We start from the raw sequence: 26,939 nt of genomic DNA, 5'->3' as shown, positions 1-26,939 counted from the left end.
AAGAATTCATTGAATTATAAAATCATTTTTTCGATGGGCAGTACCAGAATGCCTTGTGCTCCCAGGGCTTTCAGTTTGCCAATAATTTCCCAGAAACATTCCTGGTCTATTACAGTATGTACACTGCTCCATCCTTCTGTAGCAAGTGGCATGATAGTTGGGCTTTTTATACCTGGCAGAACAGCAGTGATTTCCTTAACCTTATCGGTTGGGGCATTCATCAGTACATATTTTTTATCTTCAGCAGCTTTGACAGCTTCTATCCGGAACAGAAACTCATTTAATATCTCTTTTTTCTCTGGTGTCAGGTTGGGATTACCTATCAGCAATGCTTCACTTTTCATGACAACTTCCACCTCTTTCAAGTTGTTGCTTATCAGAGTGGAACCGGAACTTACAATATCGAATATCGCATCCGAAAGTCCTATGCCGGGAGCAATTTCTACCGATCCGGTAATGACGTGGATATCCGACTTTATACCTTGTTCTTTCAGGTAGTTTTGCAGGATGCCCGGATAGGATGTCGCAATTTTTTTACCATTGAACCATGATGGACCACTATATTCTTCTTCTTTATGTATCGCCAGAGATAATCTGCATTTACTGAATCCTAAGCGATAGATAAGATCGGCTTTCTCGGCGCGTTCGACAAACTCGTTTTCGCCTACGATGCCTAAATCGGCAACTCCGCTTGCTACGCTTTGGGGAATATCGTCATCGCGCAGGAAAAGAACCTCAATCGGAAAGTTAGACGACTGTGTAAGTAAGGTACGTTTGGAAGTAGAAAGTTTAATATCTGCTTCAGCAAACAAGGCCATTGTATCTTCAAACAGACGGCCTTTTGATTGTACGGCAATTCTAAGCATATTCTATCAATTTTAAATTATCGAATAAAAAAAGGCTTACCGTAATACGGCAAGCCTTTATATTTCTGTAACTGTACGACACATCAGCCTACCGTATGTTTACGTCAGGTGCATGATGGTGGCGGATAGTCAGATTATTATTCATATTAGGTTTTGTTTTCTTTATTTGTGGCAAATATAAACTGTTTAAATATAAAATCCAAATAATTGTCAGGAAAACTTAGTTTTTGCTTTCAGTTTTCATTTCTTCTTAATCTTGGAGATATTTCATGGGATTGATTTCCCCATTTTCTATTTTCATGAAAACAGCTTTTGCCTGTTCAAGAAAATGTGTGTCATTGTGGAACGGTGTATTTTCCTGTTCCTCTTTTTTCAGCGATTCTGGAGAGAAGATAGCCCCTCGTACCAGATAAGTCAGCATATCTTCATCCTGTCCGCTCCGATAATAACAGTAGGCTGTCAGATAATAATTGCCATGCATTGTTTCAGGGGCAAGTTTTTCTTGTTCCTTGAAGCAGCTTAGCGCCTGCTGCCAGTATTCATAGCGGAAATAAGCATTTCCTGCATAAGAAATTGCTTCTGCTTCGTTTTCGGCAAACAGCCGACCGTAATGAAAAGCCTGCTGAGCATCTTCTGGTTTGCCTTTAGTCAGTTGCAGTTCTCCCCTTAGCAGATATAAATCACTGTTGTGGTTATCGTATGCCAGTCCTTGTTCTATATCTTCTTCGCAAGCCTGAACATTGCCGAGTTGCAGATGCGAGTACCCTTTTTTATGATACAGAGAAGCCATCTCAAAATCAGTCAGATTATTGCTTACCGTAATTTTGTCGGCATACTCCAGCACTTTCTGATAATTTTGTGTGATAAAATATATCGACATAATTATATTCTGAATATACGGTTTCTCTGTTGTATATTTTTCTATATAAAAAAGACAGTCCAAGGCCTGTTCTATTTCGTTTTCCAGCAGTAAGGCATTACTTTTCAGCTCCCATGTAATCAGGTTGGTATCGTCTATAGCCATGGCAAAATCAATAGCCTCCATTGCCTTTTCCGGTTTATACATGCGCAGATAGCATCGTATCAGGTTATGCCAGAAATCGATGGTATAAGGAGCTTCGTCGAGCAGGCGATTGTATAAGTTGGCTGCTTCTTCCGGATTGCCAAAGCTGAAATGATAAGACGCCAGTTCTTCCAATACTCCCAGATTGTCGGGGGCTTCGCTGACGGCCTTTTGCAGCCAGGAGTAAGCATTTTTCTTTTGATGCTCATCCATGTACAAGTGAGCGATATCGAGCATGGTGTCTATATCCTTCTCATCCTGATAAAGCTGGTTCAATAATTCATCAGCTTCCTGATTTCGCTTTTGTGCCAGATAAAGTTCAGCCTGCAGCAATCTTACTTCATAATCGCTTTGGTCTGTTATAGAATTCAGTACTTCCTGTGCTTCGGTAGTATATCCCTTGACTATCAGATTATGGCATTTGAATATCAATATGTCCAGGTTGTCGGGATGAAGTGACAGGCCGTAGTTTACCACCTCTTCGGATGCTCTGATATTTCCCATACTGGCATAGAATTCAGCCAATAAGGTAATTTCATCCGGTTCCAGATAAATAGTGGTATGATTGTTTATCATATCCGAATATTTAGCCAGCAGTTGCTTGAACTCCGGTTTATGGAAGATTGAAGACAAGTCGTCCTTCATAATTTGATGGTTTTTTAAAGAGATATAAATAAAAACGCAGATTACGCAAATTCATGTTCCCATTTGGGTATGTGTACAGTTTTTGCGCAATCTGTGTTTCTTACTTTTTATACCAGCCGGTATAAATGTTTATTTATTGATTTTGCTCCAGGTATCTTTCAGTGATACGGTACGGTTGAATACCAAATGTTCTGGAGTTGAATCTTTATCGACATTGAAGTATCCGATACGTTGGAACTGCAAGTAATCGAGCGGTTTGGCATCTGCAAGGAATTTTTCTACATAGCAATCCTTCAGTACTTTCAGTGAATCCGGATTGATCATTTCTTTCATAGCTTCCAGTGCCGAGCAGTTCTTTGCTTCACGGATAGCAGCCATTTCATCGCGCGGATTTTCAACCTTCCACAAGCGGTCGTACAAGCGTACTTCTGCTTTCAGGCAATGATTGCAGCTTACCCAGTGCAATGTACCTTTTACTTTGCGGTTAGCTTCCGGCATTCCGCTCTTGGTATTCGGATCGTATTCAGCGTATACTTCTACAACATTTCCGTTTTCGTCTTTCTTGCATCCTGTACATTTCACGATATATGCATTCTTCAAGCGGACTTCCTGTCCCGGAGTCATGCGGAAGAATTTCTTTGGAGCGTCTTCCATAAAGTCGTCACGCTCCATCCACAGCTCGCGACTGAATTCGATAGTATGAGTAGGAGAGTTCGGGTCTTCCGGATTGTTGATAGCTTCCATCTCTTCTACTTTATCTTCCGGATAATTGGTAAGAATCAGTTTTACCGGATTCAGAACGGCCGAAACACGTGTAGAACGTGCGTTCAGGTCTTCGCGGACAGCACTTTCCAGTAATGCGAAGTCATTCAGAGCATCGTAAGTAGTATAGCCGATTTTATCGATAAACTTACGGATTGACTCAGGAGAATATCCTCTGCGGCGGAAAGCGCAGATAGTCGGCATACGAGGATCGTCCCAGCCGTTTACCAGTCCTTCTTTTACCAGAATCAGCAGGTTACGTTTACTCATCAAGGTATAGCTGAGGTTCAGCTTGTTGAATTCATACTGATGAGGGCGGTTGTCATCGAGGTCTTTTCCGTCTTTTACCCAGTCGACGAACAAATCGTACAGCGGGCGATGTACTACAAATTCCAGTGTACATAATGAATGTGTTACGCCTTCGAAGAAGTCGCTCTGTCCGTGTGCAAAGTCATACATCGGATATGCTTTCCATTTATCTCCTGTACGGTGATGAGGCGTTTTGACAACACGGTAAATAATCGGGTCGCGGAAGTGCATGTTCGGATTTGCCATATCGATTTTGGCGCGAAGTACCATTTTACCTTCTTCTATTTCACCGTTGTTCATTTTTTCGAACAAGGCCAGGCTTTCTTCTATCGGGCGGTTACGGTATGGGCTTTCTACTCCGGGCTGTGTAGGAGTACCTTTTTGGGCAGCAATTTCTTCCGAAGTCTGTTCGTCAACATACGCCTTTCCTTCTTTGATGAGGCGAATAGCAAAGTCCCACAACTGCTGGAAGTAATCGGAAGCATAATATTCGTGTCCCCACTGGTAGCCCAGCCACTGTATGTCTTCTTTTATGGCTTCTACATATTCTACATCTTCTTTGGTAGGGTTGGTATCATCGAAGCGCAGATTGCATACACCTCCATATTTCTGGGCGATACCGAAGTCCATGCAGATGGCCTTAGCATGGCCAATGTGTAAATATCCGTTTGGTTCAGGCGGGAAGCGGGTTTGTATTCTTCCTCCGTTTTTTCCCTCCTTTAAATCTTTTTCTACAATTTGCTCAATAAAGTTCAGACTTTTCTTTTCAGAACTTTCCGTTACTTTCATTTCTGTCATAGCGTTTTCGTTTTACACTTTTGTTTGCAAAAATAATGATTCTTTCCTGAACTACCTATAAAAGGAAGATGATACTAACGGTTAAATTATAAAATAACTTCTGTAGGGGGCGAGAGGGGATAGAGTGACTATTCAAAAAAAGATGCTGTATGCAGGGAAAAAAATCACAGACTGTTCTGCGTGTAAACCAACAGACTATAAGAGCTTGGAAACGTGAAAAAGTACTGACAAAATCTGTTTTACAAGAAATTTCAGATAATTTGTAAAAAGTACTGAATAATAATATTGTATACAAAATGTAGAAAAACTCTTGTTGTCGTTCTGTTTTAAGAAATATTTCTTATATTTGATGTAGTCTGAAGGTATTTAATTGACTACAAATAGATTAAAAGAAACTCGCATGAGAATAGGCAACGGATAAGAAATTGGTAAAGTGCTTTGATACACTATATTTCTCATGCTGTCAAACAACTCTTATTTGTTTGCAAATATAATATTATTGCAGGTAAAAATCAAAAATAACGAGGTTTATTTTCATTTTTGCCTGCTGATATTTGTTCCGGATTGTCGGATGCGATATATTTGTAATTAGGATTCGTACCGTGTTCCAAGCGGTTCATAAGTAACGACTTGCGGAGCTTTGGCAACAAGGGGATGCGGCTCCGTTTTATAGAAATGACTTATGCAAACCGACTTATCCATTTACAACAGTCTTCGCCCTTCCTTTATAGAAGGCGTTCACGCCGTGAAGTTCAATTCTTTGTCGGCGGTCATATCGCGTTACCGGGATTATGCCCGCAGTTCCGAACAAATAAAAGCGTACTCGGGAGATTCTCTGCTGATGCGGGACATTGCCTCCTTGCTTGACGAAGCACCCCGTCCCATAACGGGGGAATACCAGGATTTCACCCCGTTCCTGCTTCTTCTGATGCTTTCGGAGGAGTTTCATGCCGTCCATTACGTCGAGCGTCTTGTAACGTGGTATTTCGGCTACTGTTGTGTCGATGAACTGCGGACGGTCTGCACCATTCTGTCCGAGTGTTCCTACCCGCATCACGACACGCTGCGGCTGCGGTTCAAGAATTACCTGCGTGAAGCCCGTAAGACATTGGGTATGCCCGTTGAATGTAACGCTGCTGTCATGCTGAAAATGCTCGACGCCTCTTATGAACATCTCACTCCCGCCGATGTCGGGGAGTTCGAGGAGCTGTTGCACCTGGGGGACGATTACGAGTTCATCTCCCGTGTCAAATCGAATTATCTTGCCTCGGATAACGTCACGGAACTCGCTGGGGTTTGCGGGTATTCCAGCACGATTACCTTCCGCCGGCGTTTCCAGCGGGTTTTCGGCTGCTCGGCCTCCTCGTGGTTGCGTCAGCGCCGTATCGAACGTATCGGGGAGTTGCTGCGGACGACACACTACACGTTGCAGGAAATAGCCTACATGTGCGGTTTCTCCGCCCAATCCCACTTTACGGACTTTTGCAAGCGGAATATGGGGAGCAATCCCACTTCCATCCGCCAGGAAGGCCGGATCTGACATTAAAATCGGCCTCGTGATAAAAAAACGAAGAGAAAGATAAAAATCGTAATCCGCCGGCTTTTCGATTCGCTAACTTTATGCGCGAAAGTAATAAGACGGATTATGATTGTATTTATAGAGAAATTAAACAGTGAAGTCCTGCGGAGTATCGAACGCATCGAATCGCGGGATACCGACGTGTTGAAAAAGTCGCTTGAAGCGTCACGTGTCCTGGGAGAAGCGTTCGACCGTTTGAAACAATATATCATCGGCTACCGTTTTCAAAACGATGACGAGGAAATAAAGTTCTTCAAAGAAATCAAACCTCGTCTTTTTTGCCGTCTGATCTATTACCGCAAGCTCTACAATATCGAGATGAACCGTCCGGTAGGAAGTATCGAGGCACAACGGGAGTACCTGGACGCCCATGTTCGGGCCATCAACGCGTACACGCAGAAACGCCTCGACTTTATCCGCTATTTCCGCAGCGGCGCTACACACCTGGACAGCCTCTATTTCCTGCGCGGGCAGACCGACACGGAGCAATACCTGGAAACCTTCTACTATGAACTCGACCCGCAGTTTTCGACAAACGCGGATTTCAAGGTGGCGAAAATCCTGGCCAACGATATGTTGTCGGTTTATCTTATGGGCGAATTGGAATCACTGGAGAGCACGAACCTCCGGAACATGGTTCTGCCATTGCCTGACGTGCGTCCGACATGGCAGGACTCGAAGACGGATCTGACGGAACTTATTTACCTGCTCGACAGTAAAGGCTGTTTCGGCAATGTGCCACTCACGCAACTTGCCAGCTACATTTCCAACGCTTTCAACGTACACCTCGACATGAACCTTTCGAGGACATTCTGCGATATGAAAATCCGAAACAACCCGACACCGTGGCTTGACAAGGCGAAAGAGGCCCTGCTTAAACGTATGCAGACGTGGAAGCGAAACAAGAAAAACGGCAATTCCGAGTAGAACATGAACCGGTAAAGCACTCTATTTCTTATAGAAGCACTGATAATCAGCGTTGTATATAACAAAAGAACCGAGGTCGGTTTTCCCCCGTAACTCTCGAAAGGAACTTTCCCGAACGCCCGTATTTGCACCCGTATAAGGAGCCGATACGGGTGTTCCGTTGTAGCCCCGTCCGGATTAGAACACCGTTAAGCGTTGAATCACAGTATGCTATCGCATTTCTGCCAATAAAAATACCGAGTACGGGCCGCGGATTTCGGTAAAAAACACTGCCTTCTTCACCGCATGAACCGTTGAGAATCAGTTCACTGCAAATTATCAAAAAAAAGTCGTACCGACCTCGTTTTAAGCTGTCCATATAAGCCCGACCTTTGTAACAGACTAAAAAACAAAGGAGTATGAAAATCATAGTGATCGGTTCGCGAGCCTATAACGAGCTTGTCGGGCGTATAGAGAAAATAGAGGCTGCAATCGCCTCTCTCCCTGAAAAGGGGCGTGCATGGAATAAGGAGTATATAAACGACGAATGGATGGACGGCGAGCAGGTCTGCCGTTACCTGGGCATCAGCGGGCGTACCCTTCAACGCCTCCGCTCGGATCACGTGATCACCTATTCGGCCATCAACCGGAAGCTGTATTATTCCCTCACGGAAATCCGCCGTGTGCTGAAGGAGCGTTCCGTGCGGCGCAAAAACCGACCAAAGGAGTAGGCCATGTTTCTGGATAAGGAATATTTCGACGGATGGATGCAGCGGCTCTCGGAACGGCTGGAACGTATTGAGAAGCTGTGCGCGGGGGACGTGGAGCAACCGCTTTCCATCCTGCCTGACGGGGAGCGTCTTCTGGACAATTACGACCTGTGCCGTATGCTCAATATCAGCAAGCGCACACTCCAGCGTTACCGCACCTCGGGAGAGCTGCCTTACGAGATGATCTATCACAAGACCTTCTACCGGGAATCGGACGTCCTGCGGTTCATCGAGCGTAACTTCAGTAATTTCCGCAAGCTGAAAAAGGATCGTCCTGCCGGTTCCGGTTAGGCCCTGTCCCGAGAGTCCGGCGTCATGGAAAAACGCGGAGATACATGGAATAAGGCACGACAAGGCGGTACAACCGTTCGATATTTGCCGTAAAATCAGTATGTTTGCACTTGGAAGCCTATATAATAATGAACAATGAAAGAAACAGATAAAATATATCCTGCCGACAAAGGGGAGGAAGAGCTACTGCATAACGTGCGCCATATCTTGCAGGAAGCGCGCGCGAAGGTGATACATCATGTCAATTCGACCCTCGTGAGGGCTTACTGGCAGGTAGGGAAATATATAGTGGAGTACGAGCAGCAGGGAACCGGCCGTGCCGGATATGGCAAGGCTGTCATCAACACCCTTTCCAGGCGGCTCGTGGCGGAGTTCGGAAACGGGTTCACGGCCACCAACCTGCGGTACATGAGGCAGTTTTACCAGTGCTACCCGAAATATCACACGCTGTGTGATAAATTGAGCTGGTCGCATTGCCGCACGCTTCTCAAGGTGTCGGGCGATGCCGCCCGTGATTTTTACCTGCACGAGTGCGTCAAGGAAAACTGGAGTGTCCGGCAGCTCGACCGCCAAATCAACACGCTTTTCTATGACCGCTTGCTGGCCAGCCGAGACAAGAAAGCCGTGAAAGAGGAGATTTCCCGTACCGAACCCGGGCGTGTCGAACCCAAAGAGATCATCCGCGACCCGTATATCCTGGAGTTTCTCGGTATCCCCCAGGGAGAGCATTTTCTGGAAACCGATCTGGAGCAACTGCTCATCAGCCGCTTGCAGCGCTTGATGCTCGAACTCGGGAAAGGCTTCGCCTTCGTCGCGCGACAGAAGCGTATCTCCTTCGACGACAAGCATTTCTACATCGACCTGGTCTTTTACAATTACCTGGCCCGCTGTTTCGTTTTAATAGACCTTAAATCCGGGGAGCTGACCCATCAGGATTTGGGGCAGATGCAGATGTATGTCAATTACTACACCCGTGAGTTGATGAATCCCGGGGATAACCCTCCGGTGGGTATCGTCCTCTGCGCGGAGAAAAACGACGCGGTCGTCCGTTATACGCTGCCCGAAGATGAAAAGCAGGTCTTCGCCGCCCAGTACATGACCTATCTTCCCACGCAGGAGGAGCTGCAAACACTCTTGCAGGAAGTGTGACAACAACGCTCATGGGCATATGAAAAAAGCCGACGGAAATCTGTACTTCCGTCGGCTTTTCGCTTACATCTTAATCCCTTTCTTTGCGGGGCCGTTCTCCGGCGGGCTGCCCACGCCCGCGATCACGATGCGCCCCCCGGAGGCGTCGGCAATCTGCCGCAGCCGGGAAGGAATACGGGCCGCCGTGTTGTCTTCCTTCGGGAGCTCTTCCGCCGTGTCATGCCGTTCCCGGCACACGTCGTTATCCTCCTCCGCCTCCTTTCCCTCGCTCTCTTCTATCGGTTTGAGGCTTTGCTGTATCCTGCGGTCTATTTCCGTCAGGTCAGTTTTCAGGGCCGTCAGTTCGGGCTCCTTGCGCCAGGAACTTTCCACCACTTCCCGCAGGACGGGAATATCTTTCTCCAGTTCCTCGTTCTTTTTCCGGAATTTTTCCAGTGTCGGCTCGATGGTCGCGAGCGCGTGGATGAAGTTCATCGCCGCCAGTCGCGGGTCGGAGGCGATATTCCCGTAGTTATACTGGTATAGATAATCCCCTTCACCCCGGACATAAAAACGGTTCTGCACCAGGTCGAGCCCGTCTTTCCCGGTCGTTTCGCTCTGGACGAGCAGTTCGAACCCGTAGAGGCTCCCGATGGGTTCGAGCCTGTCGAGCGTGCGTGCCGTTTCGGCGATACGGTTGAGCTGTTTCCCGATGAGCTTGGGGTCGGAGGTTTCCAGCCCGTTCAGTTTCACGGGATTGCGGTACGAGCCGTCCTCGTTGAACTCGACGCGGGCCTTGAAGTGTTCCAGATCCTTGCCGATACGCCGTATCAGGTCGTTGTTCTTCTCTATCTTCTCCGTGATCTGCTCCAGCTTGTAGCGGCTCGATGATTTGCCGCGCACGAATGCCTGGCGTTCGCTTTCGAGCGTGGCGATCTTCTTCTCCAGGCGGGCCTTGTCCAGCAGGTCTGTATTTCCCGAGAGGACGGCTACATACTCGGAAAAATTCATGCCGCTTTTCTCGTCGATGGCCCCCTCGTCGATGGTACGGCTTCCCATGTTGTTGGTCTTGAGCTGGCGGATGAACAGTTGCTTGTTGTGCAACAGCCCGAACTTGTAGGCGTCGAGCGACTTCTCGACGGCGTATAATATCACGTCCACCTTGTTGTCGGCATGGAGTTTGGCGATCTCGTTCCCGGTGCGTATTCCCCGCCCGTCGCGCTGCTCCAGGTCGCTGGGACGCCAGGGGCAGTCCAGGTGGTGTATCGCCACGCAGCGTTTCTGCGCGTTCACTCCCGTCCCGAGCATCTCGGTCGATCCGAAGAGTACGCGGATTTTTCCGGCGTTCATACCGGCGATCATCTCCTTGCGCGCTTTTTCCGAGGTCGCCTCCTGGATGAACCGCACCTCGCTTTGGGGTATGCCGTAATCCTCCGCGAGTTTACGCCGTATCTCGGAATAGACGTTCCACCCCGCTCCGGGTTTGTAGGTTCCCAGGTCGGAGAATACGAACTGCGTACCTTTGTACGCCTCGAAACGGCGGTAGTAACCGGCAATCATACGGGCGCAGTGGCTCGCCTTGTTGTCCACGTGGTCGCTGTATAGTTCGGGGTCTATCATACGCATATCGAGCGACATCTTGCGGGCGTAGTCTGTGGCAATGAGCATTTTCGCCTTTTCCTCCCGCTCCGAGAGCGGCAGGCGGCCCAGGAGCGTGGCATCGCCCGATTTGGCGAATTGCACCAGCCGTTCTATGAACTCCGTCTGCTGGGGTGTCGGCGGGATATTGTGCAATATCTCGTTCTTTTGCGGTCGGTCGATCCCTATATCCTCCGCCGAGCGGTAATCTGTAATCTCGGAGTAGAACATGGCCAGTTCGGGAACCTTGATGAAATATCGGAACCGTTCTTTCTGCACGACCTCGTTGGTCACGGAAAACTCGTAGTCGATGGTTTTCTTGGCAAATATGGCCGCCCAGGCATCGAAGGTGCGGATATTCTGACGCTCCAGTTCCTTCGGGCGCAGGTACTTGAAAAGCAGGTACAGTTCCGTGAGCGAGTTGGAGATGGTCGTTCCCGAGAGGAACGTCGCCCCCAGGTCGCGGCCCGTGCGCTGCTGTATGGTACGCAGCGCGAAAAGCATGTTGAGCGCCCGCTGCGACCCCTCGGGATTTCCGAGGCCCGCCACCCGGTCATGCCGGGTCGTGAAAGTCAGGTTCTTGAATTTGTGGCTCTCGTCCACGTAGAGGTGGTCGATACCCATGAGGCGGAAGTCCACGGCGTCGTCCTTGCGTGTTTCCAGCGCGTGCGCCACCTTCTGCAACTTGGCTTCCAGGTTGGCCTTGCGTTTCTGACACCCTTTCATCATGGCGCGGGAAACGTCCCTGCCTTGTGCTTTGAGCACTTCGAGGTTCTCCTCCACACAGTCCAGCTCGGCCTGCAATATCTCCTGCTGTATCTCCGGGGACTGGGGTATCATGCCGAACTGTTCGTGCGAGAGGATCACGGCGTCCCAGTCGTTGTTGCGTATCTCCCGGAAGATGCGCTCACGCTTCCGGGGCGTGAAATCCTCCTTGCCCGGGTAGAGGACTTTGGCCATCGGGTAAGCGGTGCAGAACGTCCGGGCTATTTCATGGATGTTGGCTTTCAGCCCGATAATCATGGGTTTATTGGCCAGCCCGAGGCGTTTCTTCTCGTAGGCCCCGCAGCACATGATGAGGGTCTTTCCGCCGCCCACCTCGTGGTCGATTATCCCGCCGCCGAGCAGTTTGTCCATCCATATCGCGTCCTTCTGGCTGTCATACAGATTGTCTATTCCCAGCCCCTTGAGGTCGAGGTCGGGGAATTCCTGGTGCGTCCCGTCGTACTTCGGGCGCACGTAACAGTTGAAAGTACGGTTATAGAGGTCTGTCAGGCGGTCTTTGAAGTCGGACGACTGCTCGCGCAGCCATTCGGGGAAAGCACCCCGGATCTCGTCTATCTTGCTGTTGGCGAGCTGTATGGCCTCCCCGTCACGCACTTTGACCTCCCGCCGTTCGCCGTCCATCCATTTGAGGACGGTCTTGGTGATGTCGGGCGAAGTGTTTTGCAGGGCGTGTTTCAAAAGGTGCAGGCCGTTGTACTTACGGGTCTGCGCGCTGACGGCATACTGCTCCGTGATCTTCACGTTCGTCGCTTCCGCCTTCACGCCGTACTCGTCCAGGTTAGAGGCGAAGGTGATCTTCACCTCCGTATCGAAGAGCGAGGAGGCGAAACGCTCGTAAATACCTTTTGGAATCCACCGTTCGCCCAGGTTGAAGTCCAGGTCGTCGAAAGCGATGGGTTTGGGTGTCGCCTCGCGCAGAGCCTCCAGCGATTCCCGGGCCGGGGCGTGGTCGGGATTCTCCCGCAGGAACGCCTCGATCCGTTCGGCTTTCCCGATGACATTGCCGGCGATGAACTTGTCGGCAACCTCGTAGCCGTCCGTTTCCGGGTTGTAATAGATACGTCCTTTCAGTTCCCCGAGTATTCCCTCCACGGTAGTTCCCGTGAGCGAGGCCATGTAGTGCGGTTCCACCCGGCCGTACTTGTTCAGGCTGGCCACAAGGGCCTCCGAAGCGTCGTCGGCGTGCGTGATCTCATCGGGATTGAAGGCCACGGGACGCTCGAAGATGTCGGCTTTGCGTGCCTTGCCGTCGATGTAACGCTCCAGCGACAGAATCTCCGTCCCCCGCGCGTCCATCTTGATCAGGTCGAGGTTGCGTTTGTCATTGAGCCGTCCGAAGCGTTCGGTGAAATTGTCGTAAAGCCGGTTGAGCATCTCCCGCAGGGCGGGGTTCGCCGTCAGCGTTTCCGCCTCGTTGTTATAAAGGTGGTAATAGGCATCGCGTATCTCGATATACATGGAGGCTTTCGTCCGTTGTGCAGGCGTGAGTTCCAGCGGGTGGAACATGGGTTGCAGGGATTCAGTCTCCCGCAGGTAGCCGACCCGGTTTTGTCCGTCCGTGACGAGTGTTCCCTCGCGGAAATAGGGGGCGACCTCCCCCTCGAACGGTCGGGGTTTCATATCCGCCTCCCGTATCTGCGGCATTTCTTTACCGGGTTCTTCCTCCTCCGGATTTTCCGGCGTGTCGAACAGGCCGCCCGTTCTCGGCGTACCGGCGGCTTGTTTCCGTTTGCCTTTCGGGGCTTCCGTCGGGGGGCGTACCGCCTGCCGTTCCCGCTGTTCCGGGGTTTCCTGCTGCCGGGCGCTTTGTCGGCGCAATTCCGCCCTCCGTTCCGGGGTAAGCGACATCATCATCTCGTAAAAGCCGTTGATCGGCGGGTTGTCCTCCCAGTTCAGGGAGGCATACAAGTCTTCGGGATCACGCTCCGGTGGCGTCGTTTTCGGCATTTCGCTCTTCTGTTCCTCCGGAGAGGAGGCCGGGGCGAATAATGAGGGTTGTCGGGGCGTCTTCCGCTTTGCTCCCCGGCGGCTGTTCCTTTTCTTGGATATACCGAGTTCTGCCTGCCGCCGCTCCTCGGCGCTGAAGCCGAACAGATCGTAGAGCGTCAGCAACGGTTCCTGCTGCACATTTACCGGTTCGGCAGCTTGGGTGGCAGGTACGGGAGCCGCCGTTTCCACCGTGTCGAAAAGCGACCCGGCGAAGCCCTCCCGCGGTTTCGGTTCCGTTATTCCGCCCACGTGCTGCACGGGAGTATCTGCCATGCCGAAATCTTCGGGTTTCGGCGGGTGCTGCTCCCACAAGCGATTCTCCCGCTCTTTCGACCAGGCCCCGAAGTCGGCCAGATCCTCCCCGGTCGGTTCTCCGGCGGGTGTGGCAGCAGAATCCGGTAACACTTGTCCGGGTTTGTTTTCGATTCGGGTAATCTCCCCGGTTTCGGTATCGACATGGTAGCCCTGTGCCGCCATTTCGGCGACGACGCGGCGTTTTTCCTCCTCTTCCCGCTGCTGCTGAAGGTTACGGGCATCGGCGATAATCTCCTTGACGATTTCTCCGGCAAGGCGGGGCTCGTGTCTTTCGGCACGCTGGCGTTCCGCCTGACGGGGACGGGACAATTCCCGCTCCGGTGTACCGGGTGTCTGTTCCGGAGCATGTTCCAGGCAATAACTCTCGTTGAAATGCCGGTTGAAATCCTCCGAGAGCATACGCCGCATCTCCCGGTCGATGCCGTCCACGCCCTCCGCGTGGGTGAACTCCATCGCCGGTTTGCCGTAGGGGTCTTTGCCTACTTTGGCCTCGGTATGGATCACCCTGTCGAACGACTGGAAAAGGTTGTTTATCCGGATGCCGTTCGACAGCTTGCGGGATTCGATGAAATCCCGCTGCCGTTCGGACAGTTCCCCCGTGGCGGCTTTCTTTTGCAGGATAACCAGGTCGCTGCCGACCTCCGTCCCCGCGTGTTCTGTAAAGAGGTTGTTCGGCAGCCGGATGGCCGATACGGGCTCGCAGCGGTTCATCAGCCACTCGCGCACGGGGCGTCCCTGCTCGGCGTTCAATACTCCCTGCGAGGTGATGAATGCCACCAGGCCGCCCTCGCGTACCATATCGACGGACTTCATGAAAAAATAGTTGTGTAGCGCCCGTGTGCCTTGCCGCCGCACGGGGTCGGTATGGGTGGAGAAGAACGGGTCGAAGAGCGCCACGTCCCCGAAAGGGATGTTGCTCACGGCCACGTCGTAGTAACCGGCGTATTTAGGTTCGATGCGCTCGAATCCCTGTACCCGCACCCGTTTTTCGGGGTGCAGGTGCTTCAGGATCAACCCCGTGGCGGGGTCTTTCTCGAAGCAGGTGATCTCCGCATAGGGGTCGTGGAAATCCACGGCATTGACGAAAACCCCCGTTCCCGCACTGGGGTCAAGAATACGTTGGGGGGCGATCCGCGTATCCCATATCGCCTCCACGATGGCGTCTGCCACTTTCGGGGGCGTGTAAAAAGCCGTCAGGACGGAGTTCTTGATCCCGTCCATGTAGCGCTTGTATTCCCGTTCGTCGGAAGTATTCGCCCTGATGACCTCGTGCAACTCGGCCACGAGCGTTGCCATGCCGTCCTTGTCCGGTTTCCCGGTGGGGTTTTCCAGCACTTCCTTGATGGCGCCGAAGCCGCTGTATGCGCCGAGTGTCCTTTCTTCTTCGGGAGTCGGCGCCCGCCGTTCCCTGTCGAGCGTGAAGGCCGTCTTCAGCGCGTCGATATTCTGGCGGAGGTGGGTTTTCTTATTGAATGCCATCTTCGAGAAGTATTTGGACGGTTCCCGTCAGTTCGGTATAGAACAGTTCATAGTCGGGCGTGTTGGCGAAGTCGTCCGTGAGGTCGTACTTCTCCAGCACCCCGCGGCAGAGGGGCAGCAGGCGTAGAGCCGCCTGCCGGGCGGTATCCTCGGGAATCTCCGCCTCGAATTCCCTCCAGAGGATGTTTACCAGCGTGTTGTAGGGTGAAAAGTGCAATCCGCGGTAGAGTTCCTCGCGGGCAATTTCTTCGGCCTCGATGTGGTTACAGCCCGAACGGATCGCCTCGCTGTACGCTTGGGCGGCGCTGTCGGCCCGCTCGGCGATGAATTCACCTTCGGCGATGAGTTCCGGGTGGCTGTCCTTGAGGTAGGATAGTAACGAAAGTCCGTAATAGGACAATTCCCCCGTGGGGGTATGGTGTTGCTTGTCTGGCATGATAAGAATTTTTAGTGGTCGTTGATAATCGGGGAAGAGAAAGGCGCCCCGGGTTCCCACCCGAAGCGCCGACCACTGAAAAAATCCTTATCAAACAAGCGTATCTCGTTATGACAGGTCTTTTCCAGTGGCAAAGGTAACGATTATTTCCGTTTGTTCCTCTTTCCCTGCCTGGGAGTATCGCGCGGCTCGAAAACGAACGAGGTCTTGAACTGGTCATCGAGCGTGAGGGCCGCGTCGAACGTCCCGCCGCCGTTTTTGACGAATCCCCGGATCGTGCCGGTTTTGCCTTTGGTCAGCAGTTCCGCGAGCTGCTTGTCGGTCAGCTCCTTGCGGGCCACGGTTCTCCATACGGTCAGGCCGCAATCGGGATTCTGACACTTGGCGAGTTTGGGATAGAACACCACGGGCCTGCCGCAACGCGGGCAGGCTGTGTCACTCTCCGCGCCGTCGATTCTTGCTTCCAGCAGTTCTTTGGCGATTTGCGAGGCGAAGACCTCGATACCGCGATGGAACGTCGGGGCGTCCATCTCCCCGGTGGCGATCTTCGAGAGGGCCAGTTCCCAGCCGCCCGTCATGGCGACATCGGCGATCTTCTTGTCCCTGACCACGGCATACACGGCCAGTCCCTTGTCCGTGGGTACAAGCGACTTTTTCTCTCGCCTGACATACTCGCGGGCAAAGAGCGTTTCGATGATGGCGGCACGGGTGGCGGGCGTGCCGATGCCGGCATCCTTCATCGCCTCGCGTTCGGCCTCGTCGGACAGTTCGCGTCCGGCGGTTTCCATCGCCGCCAGCAGACTCGATTCCGTGTGAAGGGGGCGCGGCCGGGTCTGTTTCTGTTCCGTGACGCATCCTTTGACGGGCAGCTCGTCGTCTTGCACGATGTCGGGAAGGAGGGTCATGTCCTCCTCTTTCTCCTCGACAGGTTCATTCAGGACGGCCCGCCAGCCCGTCTTGACCATGATACTGCCGCGGGCCGTGAAATCATGCCCCGCGCTTTGCAGGGTAAGGGAAGTGTTTTCTTTCACGCAGGCCCCGGAAAAGGTTTCGAGCATCCGCCCCGCGACCATCTCATAGATGATGCGGTGGTCGGCATCCAGTTCGGAAGGGAGGTTCTCGGTGGGAAGCAGCGCGTGGTGGTCGGCGATCTTTTCGTTGTCCACGCTTCGGCGGGAGAGAGATGCGGTATCCATCCTGCCCGCGTATTCCGCGAAACGGGGATAGCGTGTCATGTTCCCGATGAGTGCCGGAATCTCCTCGGCCACATCTTCCGATATATAGCGTGAGCCGGTACGGGGATAAGTGATGAACTTCTTCTCGTAAAGCGACTGGGCGATGTCGAGCGTTTTTTCTGCCGAAAAACCATACCGGCTGTTGGCCTCTTTCTGGAGTGTCGTCAGGTCGTACAAGAGAGGCGGCTGTTCCCTGGCCTCCTTGCGCTCCACGTTCACGACGCGTACCGTTCGGGCGCCGATAACCTCGGCGCGGGCTGCTTCCGCCTTCTCCCTGCCGTCGAATTTCTCCGTGGAGAGGACGGTGAACTCCGTGCCCTCCTTTGCCGTGGAGAGCTTCAGCCGGAAATAGGTGGCGGGCTTGAACGCCTTGTTCTCCAGGTAACGGGAGCAGATGATCGCCAGCGTGGGGGTCTGCACCCGTCCGAGCGACCAGACGCCCCGCCCGGCAGCCACGGCAAGCGCTTGCGAGGCGTTGATACCGACGATCCAGTCGGCTTCGCTGCGGGCTTTGGCCGAGAGGTAGAGGTTGTCGTATTCGTTGCCGGGGCGGAGGTGTTGTAACCCCTCGCGGATGGCCCGGTCGGTCAGGCTGCTGATCCATAACCGCACGAAAGGGGTGCGGCATTCCAGGTAAGAGTAGATGTAGCGGAAGATCAGCTCCCCTTCACGCCCCGCGTCGGTCGCGACGATGATGCGCTCGGCCATGCCGAACAATTCCCGGAGAATACCGAGCTGCTTCACGACACCCGGGTCGGCCTTATACTCTTTACCCTCCCGAACCTGCCGGGGCAGGAGGATGAACGATGATGGCAGGATAGGCAGGTTTTCCCGGCGGAAACCCGCGATGCCGTACTGTTGGGGCATTGCCAGCCCGACCAGGTGGCCGAAGGCCCAGGTTACGGCGTAGCCGTTTCCCTCGATAAAACCGTCTTTACGGTTCGTGGCTCCCACGATGGCGGCGATCTCACGCGCCACCGAGGGCTTTTCTGCGATAATTACTTGCATGATGATTCGGATTTTTCAGTGGTTGTTTTCTTGTAGTTCTTCTTCTTTCTCTTTTTCCGGACGGGCGATCAGCCGGCGGTCGTAATAGACATGGTTGCCGTTCCCGTCGTAATACTGCCGTCCGTCGTCCGCCTCCTCCGGGGGGCTGCGTTTACCCGGCCGGAGGTACAAGGCGGCCAGCGCCGCGATCAGGAGCGGCATGGCTCCGGCCTGCATGTAGAACCATTTCATACGTTATACCTTGACACCTTTGGAGTTGCTCTTTTTGCTGCTGCGGTAATTTTTCTTCTGCGTCGGGGTGGCTTCCTGCTGTCCCTGCTTGAGCGGCTCTTTCACACCTTTGACCGCTTCGACGGTCTTGCCCTCGGAATTGACGGCGACCTGGGTACGGCTTTCAACGGCGGGTTTGACCTCCGCTCCCTGCCGTTTCGCACGGTCGGGATTCCAGCGGAAGAAGTCCATCTTGTTACGCTCGAAGTTGGGCTTGACCCAGGCGTTGAACGGCTCACCCTGCCCGTCCTTGACCATGCCCTTGATGTAGAAAGCCTTGACATCCGCCCGCTTGGAGGGATCATTCACCGCTTCCGTCCACTGGTCATAAGCCTCTTTGGGCACGGAGGCTTTGAGGATTGTCCGGTGAATCGTGAGCGTGGGCTGTCGTTCGGAGGCCGTAGTTTCCTGCCGTCCGTTTTTCTCGGCGGCCTTCTGACGGTAAATCTCCTTGTTCTCCTGGGCGTAGCGGTTGCGATCCAAACCGTCGTAGGTAAAGGAATAGTTACGTTCGGCCGCGTCGATTTGGATATAGGCATCCCGCTTATAACCCGCGCGGGTGGTATATCCTTCGAGCAACACCTTGCCGCCGCCGTAGAAATCCATCTGCTTGCCTTCCGAGAGGTCGGCCTCCTTGATGCGGGCACGTTTTTCGAGTAACGAAACGGGCATGGGTTCCAGCGTGTTCGTCCATTTGTCTATCGACACGTAGCAGGGCGTGAGCTTGCCCGGCTCCAGCTCCAGGTCGATCACTTTCCCGGCGTGGCGGGTGTTCATCAGGTTCGTTTTCGCCTCCTCGTCGAGCAGCACCCCGTGGAAGGGGGCGTCGAGGTCGGGCCGTTCCTGCCAGTAATGCGGCACGACGCGCAGCGAGCCGTCCGCCTGCTCTTCGAGCGACACGCGCCCTTTGGTGGAAACACGCATCCCGTTCTCCAGTTCGGGGTTCATCTCCACCAGCCCGTTGGATTTATGTCCGTAAGACATGGCTTTCAGGTGCGGCTCGATGTCCTCCATGCGGATACCTTTCTTCTCCATATCCGCCAGGTCTATCTTCGTGACGTCCAGCGGCTCGAACTGCCGCTGCTCCTGCGTCTGAAGCCGTTCGGAGGGGTCGATACGGTAATTTTCCAGAATCTCCGGGTCGAAGTCGATGCGGATAAGTTTGTTCAGGGCATTCTCCGTCATGACGAAGATACCCGTGTGGACGGGGTTCTGGGCCTGTTCCATGAACTTTTTGAAGAAGGCTTCGAGGGCTGAATCCTGCGTGTTCACGTTCAGCAGGCTCGCCACATTCTGATCCGTGGGGTCGGCGGTCTGGATATTGCCGTCCCGATCCACGCCGGTAACGGCTTGCAGTCGTCCGTCGTCGGCATTCTGAACGAGCATGACTTGTTTAGCGTCGTTCTTTACGTTTTCGTCCATAATTACGAGTGTTTTTAGTTAGCACCAATAGCGATGCGGGAACGAAAGTAAGGGGAACCGGCTGAACGTAAAAGAGTTGGAAAGGCTATGGAAGCATCGGGCACAGAAGTGGCCGCTTGTGGCGCAGGGCAGAGGAAATCGGAGAAACGGAGTGCCGGGAAGGACGGATTTGGCAGAGGGTATTTTCGTGGCTCCTCACCTTATTGTCAGGTAGTCGGGATCTATTGTTAAATGTCAATAAAGCGCATGGATAACCCGTGTTTTTTTATAAATTTGCGAAAACGGGTTTCAATATCCGACAAAACGTGAGGCATGGAAATATATACCCCAAAAACCAAGATCAAACTTTCTCCGGTGATAAGAAACGGGAGAGAATTTGTCGAAGTGACTTTCGGTAATGACAATGACATCCGCTTGTCGCTGTCGAAGGAAGAAAACGTACTGCTTGTCGGCGGCAGGGCTTATCTGCCGGCAGAAGATTTCGTGCTTGCCGAGTTCTTCGACCGCTATGTGAAAATGGCGTTTATAGACTATTCTGCCATCAAGGAAACCGCCCCCCGTAAAGAGGAAGACAAACGGCCGCCACTGCCGGAAGGCTATCTGGAAAAACTTCAGCAAGTGCGTTACAGTGACCATACCGTAAGGGTATATACCTCCTATTTCCGCGATTTCCAACAGCATTTCGAGGGGCGTAAGATTGAAACGGTTACCCCCGGCGAGATAAACGACTACCTGCTGTATCTCATCCACGAGAAAAACATATCCTCCTGCCAGCAAAACCAGCGTATCAACGCCATCAAGTTCTATTACGAGAAAGTTCTCGGTCAGGAACGGCGGTGTTACAAGGTGAACCGTGCCAAACGGGAGAAGACGCTGCCCGACGTGTTGAGCAAGGAGGAAATAAAGAAGATACTCGACGCGACGGTGACAGACCTGCGCTTCTTCTGCATGTTCTCCATACTCTATTCCGCAGGATTGCGCATCAGCGAACTGCTGGAACTGAAACCCGGCGACATCAACGAATCCCGCTCCCTGATACGGGTGCGGCAGGGTAAAGGAAAAAAAGACCGCTACACCCTGCTATCAAAACCGTTGATGAAAAAGCTGACGGAATATAACAGACTATACAAACCGAAAGTGTGGCTTTTTGAACACAGACCGGGCGAACCTTTCACCGAGAGTATCGTGTCGAAACGGCTGAAGGCAGCGGCCCGGGAAGCGGGAATCACGAAACGGATTTATCCGCACCTGCTGCGCCATTCGTTCGCCACCCACTTGCTGGAGCAAGGAACCGACATCAAGATTGTGAAAGAGCTTATGGGACATAACAACATCAAGACAACGGAAAGGTATGTCCACATAGCCGACACTTTCAAAAGCAATATCAAAAGCCCGTTGGACGATCTGTTGATGGAGGAAGACGAGGTCTGATACTTAAAGAAAATAACAGCCAAATCGGCTGATAGTATAACGTTAGCATCGAAGAATAAATTGAAATGTAATGAAAAAGATATTTAGTACAGCACCAGATGGTAATGAAATGGCCGATATGGCAAATGCACGCTACTTTAATTTGGCTATAAAACAAATTGAAGAAAATGCAGAATGGTTAAAAACAGCCAACAAACCAACACAAGCTCTTTTAGCACACATTGAAATACTAATTATGCTTGCAAAAAGATTTCCAATCGATGCAAATTTGAGTATCAAAAAAGACAAAGTTCAAGAATGGAAAAAGACGTTTAATGACTGGTTTGAGCGTGTGGGAAATAAAATTCCTACCAAATTCAGGGACGGTATAAAAGCCAATGGTGATGAACTATTTAAAGAATTGGAACAATATGGACACTAAAGATTTTGAAATGAAAATTCAACCTTTCTTTTGGGTTGATCATGAATCGACAGCTTCAGTATGTCTGAATGTTGGAGAATACAAAGCTGAAATCTTCGAAGCAAGAGAGGACGAGGGCTTTGAGGGGAACGGCTATGACTGGGAGTCCTTAGCTCGTGTCTTTGTGGAAGAACAAGTACCAGAATTATCGGATAAAATTGATTTTGATTCTGAAAGTAGTATGTTTTGTGCCTACTCAAAAGATAAAGAGGCATTGAAAAGCTTTATTCTACAATTCAAGGAAGCGTGTGAAAACCATGTATTGATTATGGATTTGTTTTTTCGTGCTGAACTTGATTAAGAAACGATGCTAACAAACACCTGTGCCGCCTAATGGCGGCAAGCTGCAAACCATTAGTGGTCACAAAAAAGAAATATATGGAACAAATAAATCTTCAACAAGCAGAATTTAGAAACGAAAGTGAACTAAAGTCATATTTAGTTTCTTTGGTATTGGGATATGCCAGTACCATGAATCGGATAGAAACGGAGATATTCTTGAAACAAGAAGCCGGCGGAATATCAACATCTGATTTGTTTGAAGAGTACGAACAGAAATACTTACCCGTCTTTACGGCTTATTGTTCAGACAAGAAGAGAGTCTACGGTGGACGAGCCGGTTCTTTCGGTTGTCCAACTAAATTTGACGGAATAGAAAAATGCATTGAAGCTAATGTTGTGTTCAAAAATAGTAACCGTGCAGAAGTCTATTTCAAAACAGAGAATGATTTTGATGCAAAATATTTATTTGTTTTAGTCCGCAAAAAAGGTCTTTGGAGAATAGACAATGCGAAAGAACGCTGGTTCAATGGTTCATGGCGCAATATTATTCTATAAATAGACCACTAACAAGCGGATTAATCTCCCCGAAGGTCGATTATCCGCCAGACATTACCGATAAGAATGAATACGAAAGAACTTATTAGAAAATTGGAGCAAATGACAGAGCTATCGGAAAGTAGGAATGAGTTTTATAAGAAACTAATACATTCCTTCCAGAATGATGCTGATCCACAAATCTATGATAAGATATATTCTAATCTTTGCGGATTATTAGCGCATGGAGATTTGAATAATAAAGAATATGACTTACTGAAAGAAGTTTTATATGAATTAGAAAGGATATAAGAATTAAAAGAATGTATCAGTAACATGCACCTCAATCGCCCATAAAGGTCGATTAGCTGCCAGACATTATCGACCTAAAAAACAAAATGATTATTAAAATAAAGGACATAAATAGCAATATAACTTTTGAGTTGTTGGTTGAATCTAATATTTTAATCAATGACTTGCATAAGTGTATAAGAAAAGTCCATAATCAATATTTAGGCAATAATGGTATTGATGTCATTAGAATAAATGGTTCACTACATATCTTGTTATACTTCGTATCACTTGATAAATATGTAGAAATGAATTATGGGAATAAGCCATTGAATTTTATTATTGATGAATACAATCATAATCAGTGGCGAAAAGAAACGTTTAATTTTCTTTCTTTTGAACATTTCAATTCAACTGAAGATTATGCAAAGGAACTCTATACCGGTTATGATTGCAGTTTTGTTGAAATGGGTAAAGATGGATGGTATGAAATATATGAATTATGCAATGTACCTAACGAAAAAGCAAGAGAATGGAAAATTGAATATTTAGAAAAGAAGGTCGATAACAAACAGCAAACCGACTGAACAAGGCGGAACGCTGCCGGACATTATCAACAAATTAATAAATTACAATTATGGACTTTATAAACAAACTTTTAGACGAAAATTACGATTGGGGTGATAAACGTATTGATGAAGACGTTTACGATGAACTGAGTGCTGAACTCATCATTGATTACTTAAAGAAACATGATTCAGAAATTCGCCAAATGCTGGCTCTAAGCTGGAATTTTGATAATCCTAAGAAAGTTATCCAATGGATTGTCGAGCAGCCCGATACAGACAAAGGAACATGCCTGCTACTTTATTGGCGGATGGCTCCAGATTTCAGCAAACAGTTTGTAAACCGTGAGGAATGTGAAAATACTCATAGTTGGTATCTTGAAGATTATGACATCATCCAAACAATTGAACAGAATTACACAGCAGGATTTTACAGGAACCAACGCTACGCTTTCAATCCTTGTCATGATTCGTATCAAGATGGATATGACTGGACTGCAAGTTTGAATCCTTCGGAATTTAAGATTCCCATTCCCCAAGAAATGTTTACTGCTTTAGATGGTATTGCATTGGATGTGCCTTCTTGGGAAGAAGGTATCCCTGAAGACTTGCAACCTGCAATGGATCGTTTGGCTGATTTAGTAGATGAATAATATGTTGATAACAAGCACCTATTCCACCTAACGGTGGCAAGCTGCAACCCATTATCGTCATAAAAAAAATGAAGTAAGATGGATGAAATAATTGCACATATAGAAGAACTGTCAAAATTATCTCCATACATAAAATTGTATCGTAATTTTGATCCTAAAATTATATTAAAACATATAGGGAAAATTACAGGAGAGATTGACAGACAATATGTCGATTTTTTATTGAAGACAAATGGTGCTTCAATATTAGATTATTGTTTCTTGGGATTAAAGAACCATAATTTGGGAATGAACATCTATGATAACATGAGAGAATTATGGTTTTTAGACTGTTCTTTGGCTATGCGTTTTTGGGGTATATGCGGAACAAGCAGTGGCGAAAACTTTGGCTATCTTGATAAAGTGGACAGCTCCGGAAATCATTATATCGGTTACTATTCAACAAACGAACCAGAGCATGTGTATCTTGTTGCATCTTCTTTCAAAATATTCATGAATAAGTTTCTGCAACAAGTAGAATCAACATTAACCATTGACAAAAAGGCTATTTATATAGATAATAATGATTGGTTTCTTAACCCTCAAAAACTTATTATAAATGACATTGAAATGGACCAGTACTTACAAAGTCAAGGAACATCAGAATATAAATTGTATGACAGGAAATTTAAATAAACAAAATGGTGACGATAACAAACAGCAAACCGACTAAAAGCGGAACGCTGCCAAACATTAGCATCGAAGAATAAATTGAAATGTAATGAAAAAGATATTTAGTACAGCACCAGATGGCAATGATAATGCACAATTTGTAGGAGTAGAATATATAAAATTCTCTATTTCTCAGATTGAAGATGTTTGTGATTGGATGAGGAAAAACGATGAAATCGCTCAACCATTATTAGCAAATATAGATTTGTTATTAACTATAACGAGAAAATATTCCGTAGATGCAAATCTATTAATCGAGAAAGACAAAGTAAAAGAATGAAAAAAAGTTTTCAACGATTGGTTTGAGCGTGTTGGTAATAAAATTCCTGCCAAATTCAGGAACGGTATAAAAGCCAATGGTGATGAACTATTTAAAGAGTTAGAACAATATGGGTACTAATGATTTTAGAAAGTATAATCTGGATGTAAAACTTAAAACAAATAAAAAATGAAAATATTTAGTACTGCACCCGATGGTAATGAAATGGCTGATATGGCAAATGCACGCTACTTTAATTTGGCTATAAAACAAATTGAAGAAAATGCAGAATGGTTGAAAACAGCCAACAAACCAACACAAGCTCTTTTAGCACACATTGAAATACTAATTATGCTTGCAAAAAGATTTCCAATTGATGCAAATTTGAGTATCAAAAAAGAGAAAGTTCAGGAATGGAAGAAAGTTTTCAACGATTGGTTTGAACGCTGCGGCAATAAAATTCCTGTCAAATTCAGAGAGGGTATTAAAGCAAATGGAGATGAACTTTTTAAAGAATTAGAACAATATGGACACTAATAATTTTGAACAAAAAATAATTCAACCTTTCTTTTGGGTCGAGCATGGATCGACATATTCAGTATGTCTGAATGTTGGAGAATACAAAGCTGAAATCTTCGAAGCAAGAGAGGACGAGGGCTTTGAGGGGAACGGCTATGACTGGGAGTCCTTAGCTCGTGTCTTTGTGGAAGAACAAGTACCAGAATTATCGGATAAAATTGATTTTGATTCTGAAGGTAGTATGTTTTGTGCCTACTCAAAAGATAAAGAGGCATTGAAAAGCTTTATTCTACAATTCAAGGAAGCGTGTGAAAACCATGTATTGATTATGGATTTGTTTTCTCGTGCTGAACTTGATTAAGAAACGATGCTAACAAACACCTGTGCCGCCTAATGGCGGCAAGCTGCAAACCATTACCCACGTAGTAAAGATATGTTTAGAACACAAATTGAAATATTTACTCCTCGCAGTTTTGGAAGAATTCCAAGACATCCCGAAGATGGTTACATGGCTGAAGATGTAACTGAATCCATAATTCATCAAATAAGCGAGGAAAAACTTATCAAGAGAGTTCAAATAAGCGATTATATTCCTAATACTGTTCTCGAAAAATTGAATCGCTTATTTATATTACGTCCTGATATTTCTTTTCGTGTATATGGAGGGGCTGACAAAAAATTTGGATATGGAGATGATTTCAATGGTTGGAATCTGGATTTCCTGCGATTTGTTCCTGATGTACAAAATATCGTAATAGGCGATTTTGAATATAAGAATACTGGCTTATCTATTCTTTCAAGTTTGTCAAATCTAAAATCATTGACATTAGATATTTATGATTTAAGGGATTTTTCTTTTGTCAATACTTTGCCAAGCCAGTTGGAACATTTACATATAGATGCGGATTTGAAGAGTGGAAAGCCTGTGTTTGATTGCCAATGGCTTTTGCGCTTGAAAAATCTCCAATCCTTATTCCTTGGGAAATTAGATAAGAATCTTGAAGCTATCGTAGGTTTAAGTCAGTTGAGAAAGTTAGAATTAAGAGCTGTCAAAAATAAGGATTTGTCTTTCTTAAAACAAATGCTTATCAAGGACTTGTCTATTCTGTGGTGTGACAGTTCAAAAATAGACTTGACTGTTTTGAGTGATTTTAGAACTTTGCGCCAACTGAAACTTTTTAGAATATCCAAATTGGATGATATTTCATTCGTCAGTACACTCACAGGACTTGAAAAACTCGAATTGATTTGGTTAGCTAATATTACTAAGATACCCAACTTAGCCAATCTAAACAACTTAGCTGAAGTCTGTATTGATACGTTAAATAAGTTGGTTGATATTACAAGCCTTGTAAATGCTCCAAAATTGAGAAAAGTAAAGATGTTAAGCGTTAAAAGTATGACAAAAGAATCTGTATATGCAGTGTTGGATAATCTGAATGTGGAAGAATTACTCTGTTTTGGAGGAAAAGCAGAAATAAGCGATATACATATAAATCGAAAAAATAAAGAATAAATACGTGGGTAACAAGCGGATA

Annotated in this window: 25 protein-coding genes; 17 read left to right on the top strand and 8 right to left on the bottom strand. The window is 48.5% G+C overall.

All coding sequences use genetic code 11. From position 1 onward, the window contains the following. Positions 1–14: 14 nt before the first annotated feature. From hisG to WKT12_RS03265, 3 genes are all read right to left on the bottom strand, one after another. Positions 15–866 (bottom strand): ATP phosphoribosyltransferase, encoded by an 852-nt coding sequence (hisG, locus tag WKT12_RS03275; protein ID WP_021971792.1) that lies wholly within the window; start codon positions 864–866, stop codon positions 15–17. Positions 867–1,116: 250 nt separating this feature from the next. Further along, a complete protein-coding gene (locus WKT12_RS03270; protein WP_340318763.1) occupies positions 1,117–2,574 on the bottom strand; it encodes a tetratricopeptide repeat protein in 1,458 nt (485 codons plus the stop codon). 129 nt (positions 2,575–2,703) lie between these two features. After that, entirely contained in the window at positions 2,704–4,443 is a 1,740-nt protein-coding gene (locus WKT12_RS03265; protein ID WP_021971794.1) for a glutamine--tRNA ligase/YqeY domain fusion protein, read from the bottom strand. Positions 4,444–5,125: 682 nt separating this feature from the next. On the opposite strand from WKT12_RS03265, the gene WKT12_RS03260 reads away from it, so the two are divergent. From WKT12_RS03260 to WKT12_RS03240, 5 genes are all read left to right on the top strand, one after another. Beyond that, positions 5,126–5,983 (top strand): helix-turn-helix transcriptional regulator, encoded by an 858-nt coding sequence (locus tag WKT12_RS03260; RefSeq protein ID WP_297607103.1) that lies wholly within the window; start codon positions 5,126–5,128, stop codon positions 5,981–5,983. Between the two features lie 105 nt (positions 5,984–6,088). Beyond that, positions 6,089–6,949 (top strand): RteC domain-containing protein, encoded by an 861-nt coding sequence (locus WKT12_RS03255; protein ID WP_117615378.1) that lies wholly within the window; start codon positions 6,089–6,091, stop codon positions 6,947–6,949. A gap of 398 nt (positions 6,950–7,347) precedes the next feature. Further along, positions 7,348–7,659 carry a helix-turn-helix domain-containing protein gene (locus WKT12_RS03250; protein WP_004303820.1) on the top strand — a complete coding sequence of 104 codons (312 nt, stop codon included), beginning with the start codon at positions 7,348–7,350 and terminating at the stop codon, positions 7,657–7,659. Positions 7,660–7,662: 3 nt separating this feature from the next. Next, positions 7,663–7,989, top strand: a complete 327-nt coding sequence (locus WKT12_RS03245; protein ID WP_004295487.1) for a helix-turn-helix domain-containing protein — start codon at positions 7,663–7,665, stop codon at positions 7,987–7,989. 135 nt (positions 7,990–8,124) lie between these two features. Next, positions 8,125–9,138 (top strand): PDDEXK nuclease domain-containing protein, encoded by a 1,014-nt coding sequence (locus WKT12_RS03240; RefSeq protein WP_004319206.1) that lies wholly within the window; start codon positions 8,125–8,127, stop codon positions 9,136–9,138. 63 nt (positions 9,139–9,201) lie between these two features. Here the strand turns inward: WKT12_RS03240 and WKT12_RS03235 are convergent, their stop codons facing one another. The 5 genes from WKT12_RS03235 to WKT12_RS03215 all read right to left on the bottom strand — a co-directional run bounded on the left by WKT12_RS03235 (position 9,202) and on the right by WKT12_RS03215 (position 19,695). Further along, the gene (locus WKT12_RS03235) at positions 9,202–15,324 is read right to left on the bottom strand and encodes a helicase-related protein (RefSeq protein ID WP_340318762.1); all 6,123 of its coding nucleotides are present in this window, start codon (positions 15,322–15,324) and stop codon (positions 9,202–9,204) included. Beyond that, positions 15,311–15,760, bottom strand: a complete 450-nt coding sequence (locus tag WKT12_RS03230; protein WP_181979030.1) for a DUF1896 family protein — start codon at positions 15,758–15,760, stop codon at positions 15,311–15,313. The genes WKT12_RS03235 and WKT12_RS03230 overlap by 14 nt, the downstream gene beginning before the upstream one ends. A 143-nt stretch (positions 15,761–15,903) precedes the next feature. Further along, positions 15,904–18,003, bottom strand: a complete 2,100-nt coding sequence (locus WKT12_RS03225) for a type IA DNA topoisomerase (RefSeq protein WP_117742206.1) — start codon at positions 18,001–18,003, stop codon at positions 15,904–15,906. A 15-nt stretch (positions 18,004–18,018) separates the two neighbouring features. Beyond that, positions 18,019–18,234 (bottom strand): hypothetical protein, encoded by a 216-nt coding sequence (locus tag WKT12_RS03220; protein ID WP_004319199.1) that lies wholly within the window; start codon positions 18,232–18,234, stop codon positions 18,019–18,021. 3 nt (positions 18,235–18,237) lie between these two features. Then, positions 18,238–19,695, bottom strand: a complete 1,458-nt coding sequence (locus tag WKT12_RS03215; RefSeq protein WP_007558960.1) for a DUF3945 domain-containing protein — start codon at positions 19,693–19,695, stop codon at positions 18,238–18,240. A gap of 312 nt (positions 19,696–20,007) precedes the next feature. Here WKT12_RS03215 and WKT12_RS03210 point away from each other — a divergent pair, with 312 nt between their 5' ends. From WKT12_RS03210 to WKT12_RS03155, 12 genes are all read left to right on the top strand, one after another. Beyond that, positions 20,008–21,126 carry a tyrosine-type recombinase/integrase gene (locus WKT12_RS03210; RefSeq protein WP_007565622.1) on the top strand — a complete coding sequence of 373 codons (1,119 nt, stop codon included), beginning with the start codon at positions 20,008–20,010 and terminating at the stop codon, positions 21,124–21,126. A gap of 70 nt (positions 21,127–21,196) precedes the next feature. After that, a complete protein-coding gene (locus WKT12_RS03205) occupies positions 21,197–21,547 on the top strand; it encodes a hypothetical protein (RefSeq protein ID WP_074784350.1) in 351 nt (116 codons plus the stop codon). Continuing rightward, complete coding sequence (locus tag WKT12_RS03200) at positions 21,537–21,887, top strand: immunity 51 family protein (protein WP_074784353.1); 351 nt, start codon at positions 21,537–21,539, stop codon at positions 21,885–21,887. The genes WKT12_RS03205 and WKT12_RS03200 overlap by 11 nt, the downstream gene beginning before the upstream one ends. Before the next feature lie 77 nt (positions 21,888–21,964). Beyond that, complete coding sequence (locus WKT12_RS03195; RefSeq protein ID WP_117795615.1) at positions 21,965–22,423, top strand: NTF2 fold immunity protein; 459 nt, start codon at positions 21,965–21,967, stop codon at positions 22,421–22,423. 66 nt (positions 22,424–22,489) lie between these two features. Beyond that, the gene (locus tag WKT12_RS03190) at positions 22,490–22,714 is read left to right on the top strand and encodes a hypothetical protein (RefSeq protein ID WP_029427360.1); all 225 of its coding nucleotides are present in this window, start codon (positions 22,490–22,492) and stop codon (positions 22,712–22,714) included. Between the two features lie 86 nt (positions 22,715–22,800). Beyond that, positions 22,801–23,280, top strand: coding sequence for a hypothetical protein (locus WKT12_RS03185; RefSeq protein WP_270245307.1), 480 nt, complete (start codon positions 22,801–22,803; stop codon positions 23,278–23,280). Between the two features lie 50 nt (positions 23,281–23,330). Beyond that, positions 23,331–23,912, top strand: coding sequence for a DUF4274 domain-containing protein (locus tag WKT12_RS03180; protein ID WP_016662389.1), 582 nt, complete (start codon positions 23,331–23,333; stop codon positions 23,910–23,912). Positions 23,913–23,990: 78 nt separating this feature from the next. After that, the gene (locus tag WKT12_RS03175; protein WP_004303810.1) at positions 23,991–24,587 is read left to right on the top strand and encodes an SMI1/KNR4 family protein; all 597 of its coding nucleotides are present in this window, start codon (positions 23,991–23,993) and stop codon (positions 24,585–24,587) included. 85 nt (positions 24,588–24,672) lie between these two features. Further along, positions 24,673–24,903 carry a hypothetical protein gene (locus WKT12_RS03170; protein WP_230317707.1) on the top strand — a complete coding sequence of 77 codons (231 nt, stop codon included), beginning with the start codon at positions 24,673–24,675 and terminating at the stop codon, positions 24,901–24,903. A gap of 168 nt (positions 24,904–25,071) precedes the next feature. Beyond that, positions 25,072–25,419, top strand: coding sequence for a hypothetical protein (locus WKT12_RS03165; RefSeq protein WP_143869358.1), 348 nt, complete (start codon positions 25,072–25,074; stop codon positions 25,417–25,419). Continuing rightward, entirely contained in the window at positions 25,409–25,762 is a 354-nt protein-coding gene (locus WKT12_RS03160) for an immunity 51 family protein (protein WP_143869359.1), read from the top strand. Before WKT12_RS03165 ends, WKT12_RS03160 begins: the two co-directional genes overlap by 11 nt. Before the next feature lie 72 nt (positions 25,763–25,834). Beyond that, positions 25,835–26,917, top strand: a complete 1,083-nt coding sequence (locus WKT12_RS03155) for a hypothetical protein (protein WP_118413797.1) — start codon at positions 25,835–25,837, stop codon at positions 26,915–26,917. The last annotated feature ends 22 nt before the right edge of the window (positions 26,918–26,939 follow it).

The organism is Phocaeicola sp. HCN-6420 (assembly GCF_037890145.1).
GTDB lineage: Bacteria > Bacteroidota > Bacteroidia > Bacteroidales > Bacteroidaceae > Phocaeicola.
Note: the sequence above shows the minus strand (reverse complement) of the source record. Positions and strands in the feature narration are given on the sequence as shown.

Bases quoted from the DNA above. Each gene is read 5' to 3' on its own strand.
- WKT12_RS03160 (WP_143869359.1), top strand. From the start codon at position 25,409: ATGGACACTAATAATTTTGAACAAAAAATAATTCAACCTTTCTTTTGG.
- WKT12_RS03180 (WP_016662389.1), top strand. From the start codon at position 23,331: ATGGACTTTATAAACAAACTTTTAGACGAAAATTACGATTGGGGTGAT.
- hisG (WP_021971792.1), bottom strand. From the start codon at position 866: ATGCTTAGAATTGCCGTACAATCAAAAGGCCGTCTGTTTGAAGATACA.
- WKT12_RS03155 (WP_118413797.1), top strand. From the start codon at position 25,835: ATGTTTAGAACACAAATTGAAATATTTACTCCTCGCAGTTTTGGAAGA.
- WKT12_RS03195 (WP_117795615.1), top strand. From the start codon at position 21,965: ATGGAACAAATAAATCTTCAACAAGCAGAATTTAGAAACGAAAGTGAA.
- WKT12_RS03245 (WP_004295487.1), top strand. From the start codon at position 7,663: ATGTTTCTGGATAAGGAATATTTCGACGGATGGATGCAGCGGCTCTCG.
- WKT12_RS03240 (WP_004319206.1), top strand. From the start codon at position 8,125: ATGAAAGAAACAGATAAAATATATCCTGCCGACAAAGGGGAGGAAGAG.
- WKT12_RS03235 (WP_340318762.1), bottom strand. From the start codon at position 15,324: ATGGCATTCAATAAGAAAACCCACCTCCGCCAGAATATCGACGCGCTG.
- WKT12_RS03220 (WP_004319199.1), bottom strand. From the start codon at position 18,234: ATGAAATGGTTCTACATGCAGGCCGGAGCCATGCCGCTCCTGATCGCG.
- WKT12_RS03230 (WP_181979030.1), bottom strand. From the start codon at position 15,760: ATGCCAGACAAGCAACACCATACCCCCACGGGGGAATTGTCCTATTAC.
- WKT12_RS03190 (WP_029427360.1), top strand. From the start codon at position 22,490: ATGAATACGAAAGAACTTATTAGAAAATTGGAGCAAATGACAGAGCTA.
- WKT12_RS03210 (WP_007565622.1), top strand. From the start codon at position 20,008: ATGGAAATATATACCCCAAAAACCAAGATCAAACTTTCTCCGGTGATA.
- WKT12_RS03175 (WP_004303810.1), top strand. From the start codon at position 23,991: ATGGATGAAATAATTGCACATATAGAAGAACTGTCAAAATTATCTCCA.
- WKT12_RS03215 (WP_007558960.1), bottom strand. From the start codon at position 19,695: ATGGACGAAAACGTAAAGAACGACGCTAAACAAGTCATGCTCGTTCAG.
- WKT12_RS03165 (WP_143869358.1), top strand. From the start codon at position 25,072: ATGAAAATATTTAGTACTGCACCCGATGGTAATGAAATGGCTGATATG.
- WKT12_RS03185 (WP_270245307.1), top strand. From the start codon at position 22,801: ATGATTATTAAAATAAAGGACATAAATAGCAATATAACTTTTGAGTTG.
- WKT12_RS03205 (WP_074784350.1), top strand. From the start codon at position 21,197: ATGAAAAAGATATTTAGTACAGCACCAGATGGTAATGAAATGGCCGAT.
- WKT12_RS03255 (WP_117615378.1), top strand. From the start codon at position 6,089: ATGATTGTATTTATAGAGAAATTAAACAGTGAAGTCCTGCGGAGTATC.
- WKT12_RS03200 (WP_074784353.1), top strand. From the start codon at position 21,537: ATGGACACTAAAGATTTTGAAATGAAAATTCAACCTTTCTTTTGGGTT.
- WKT12_RS03260 (WP_297607103.1), top strand. From the start codon at position 5,126: ATGCAAACCGACTTATCCATTTACAACAGTCTTCGCCCTTCCTTTATA.
- WKT12_RS03170 (WP_230317707.1), top strand. From the start codon at position 24,673: ATGAAAAAGATATTTAGTACAGCACCAGATGGCAATGATAATGCACAA.
- WKT12_RS03225 (WP_117742206.1), bottom strand. From the start codon at position 18,003: ATGCAAGTAATTATCGCAGAAAAGCCCTCGGTGGCGCGTGAGATCGCC.
- WKT12_RS03265 (WP_021971794.1), bottom strand. From the start codon at position 4,443: ATGACAGAAATGAAAGTAACGGAAAGTTCTGAAAAGAAAAGTCTGAAC.
- WKT12_RS03270 (WP_340318763.1), bottom strand. From the start codon at position 2,574: ATGAAGGACGACTTGTCTTCAATCTTCCATAAACCGGAGTTCAAGCAA.
- WKT12_RS03250 (WP_004303820.1), top strand. From the start codon at position 7,348: ATGAAAATCATAGTGATCGGTTCGCGAGCCTATAACGAGCTTGTCGGG.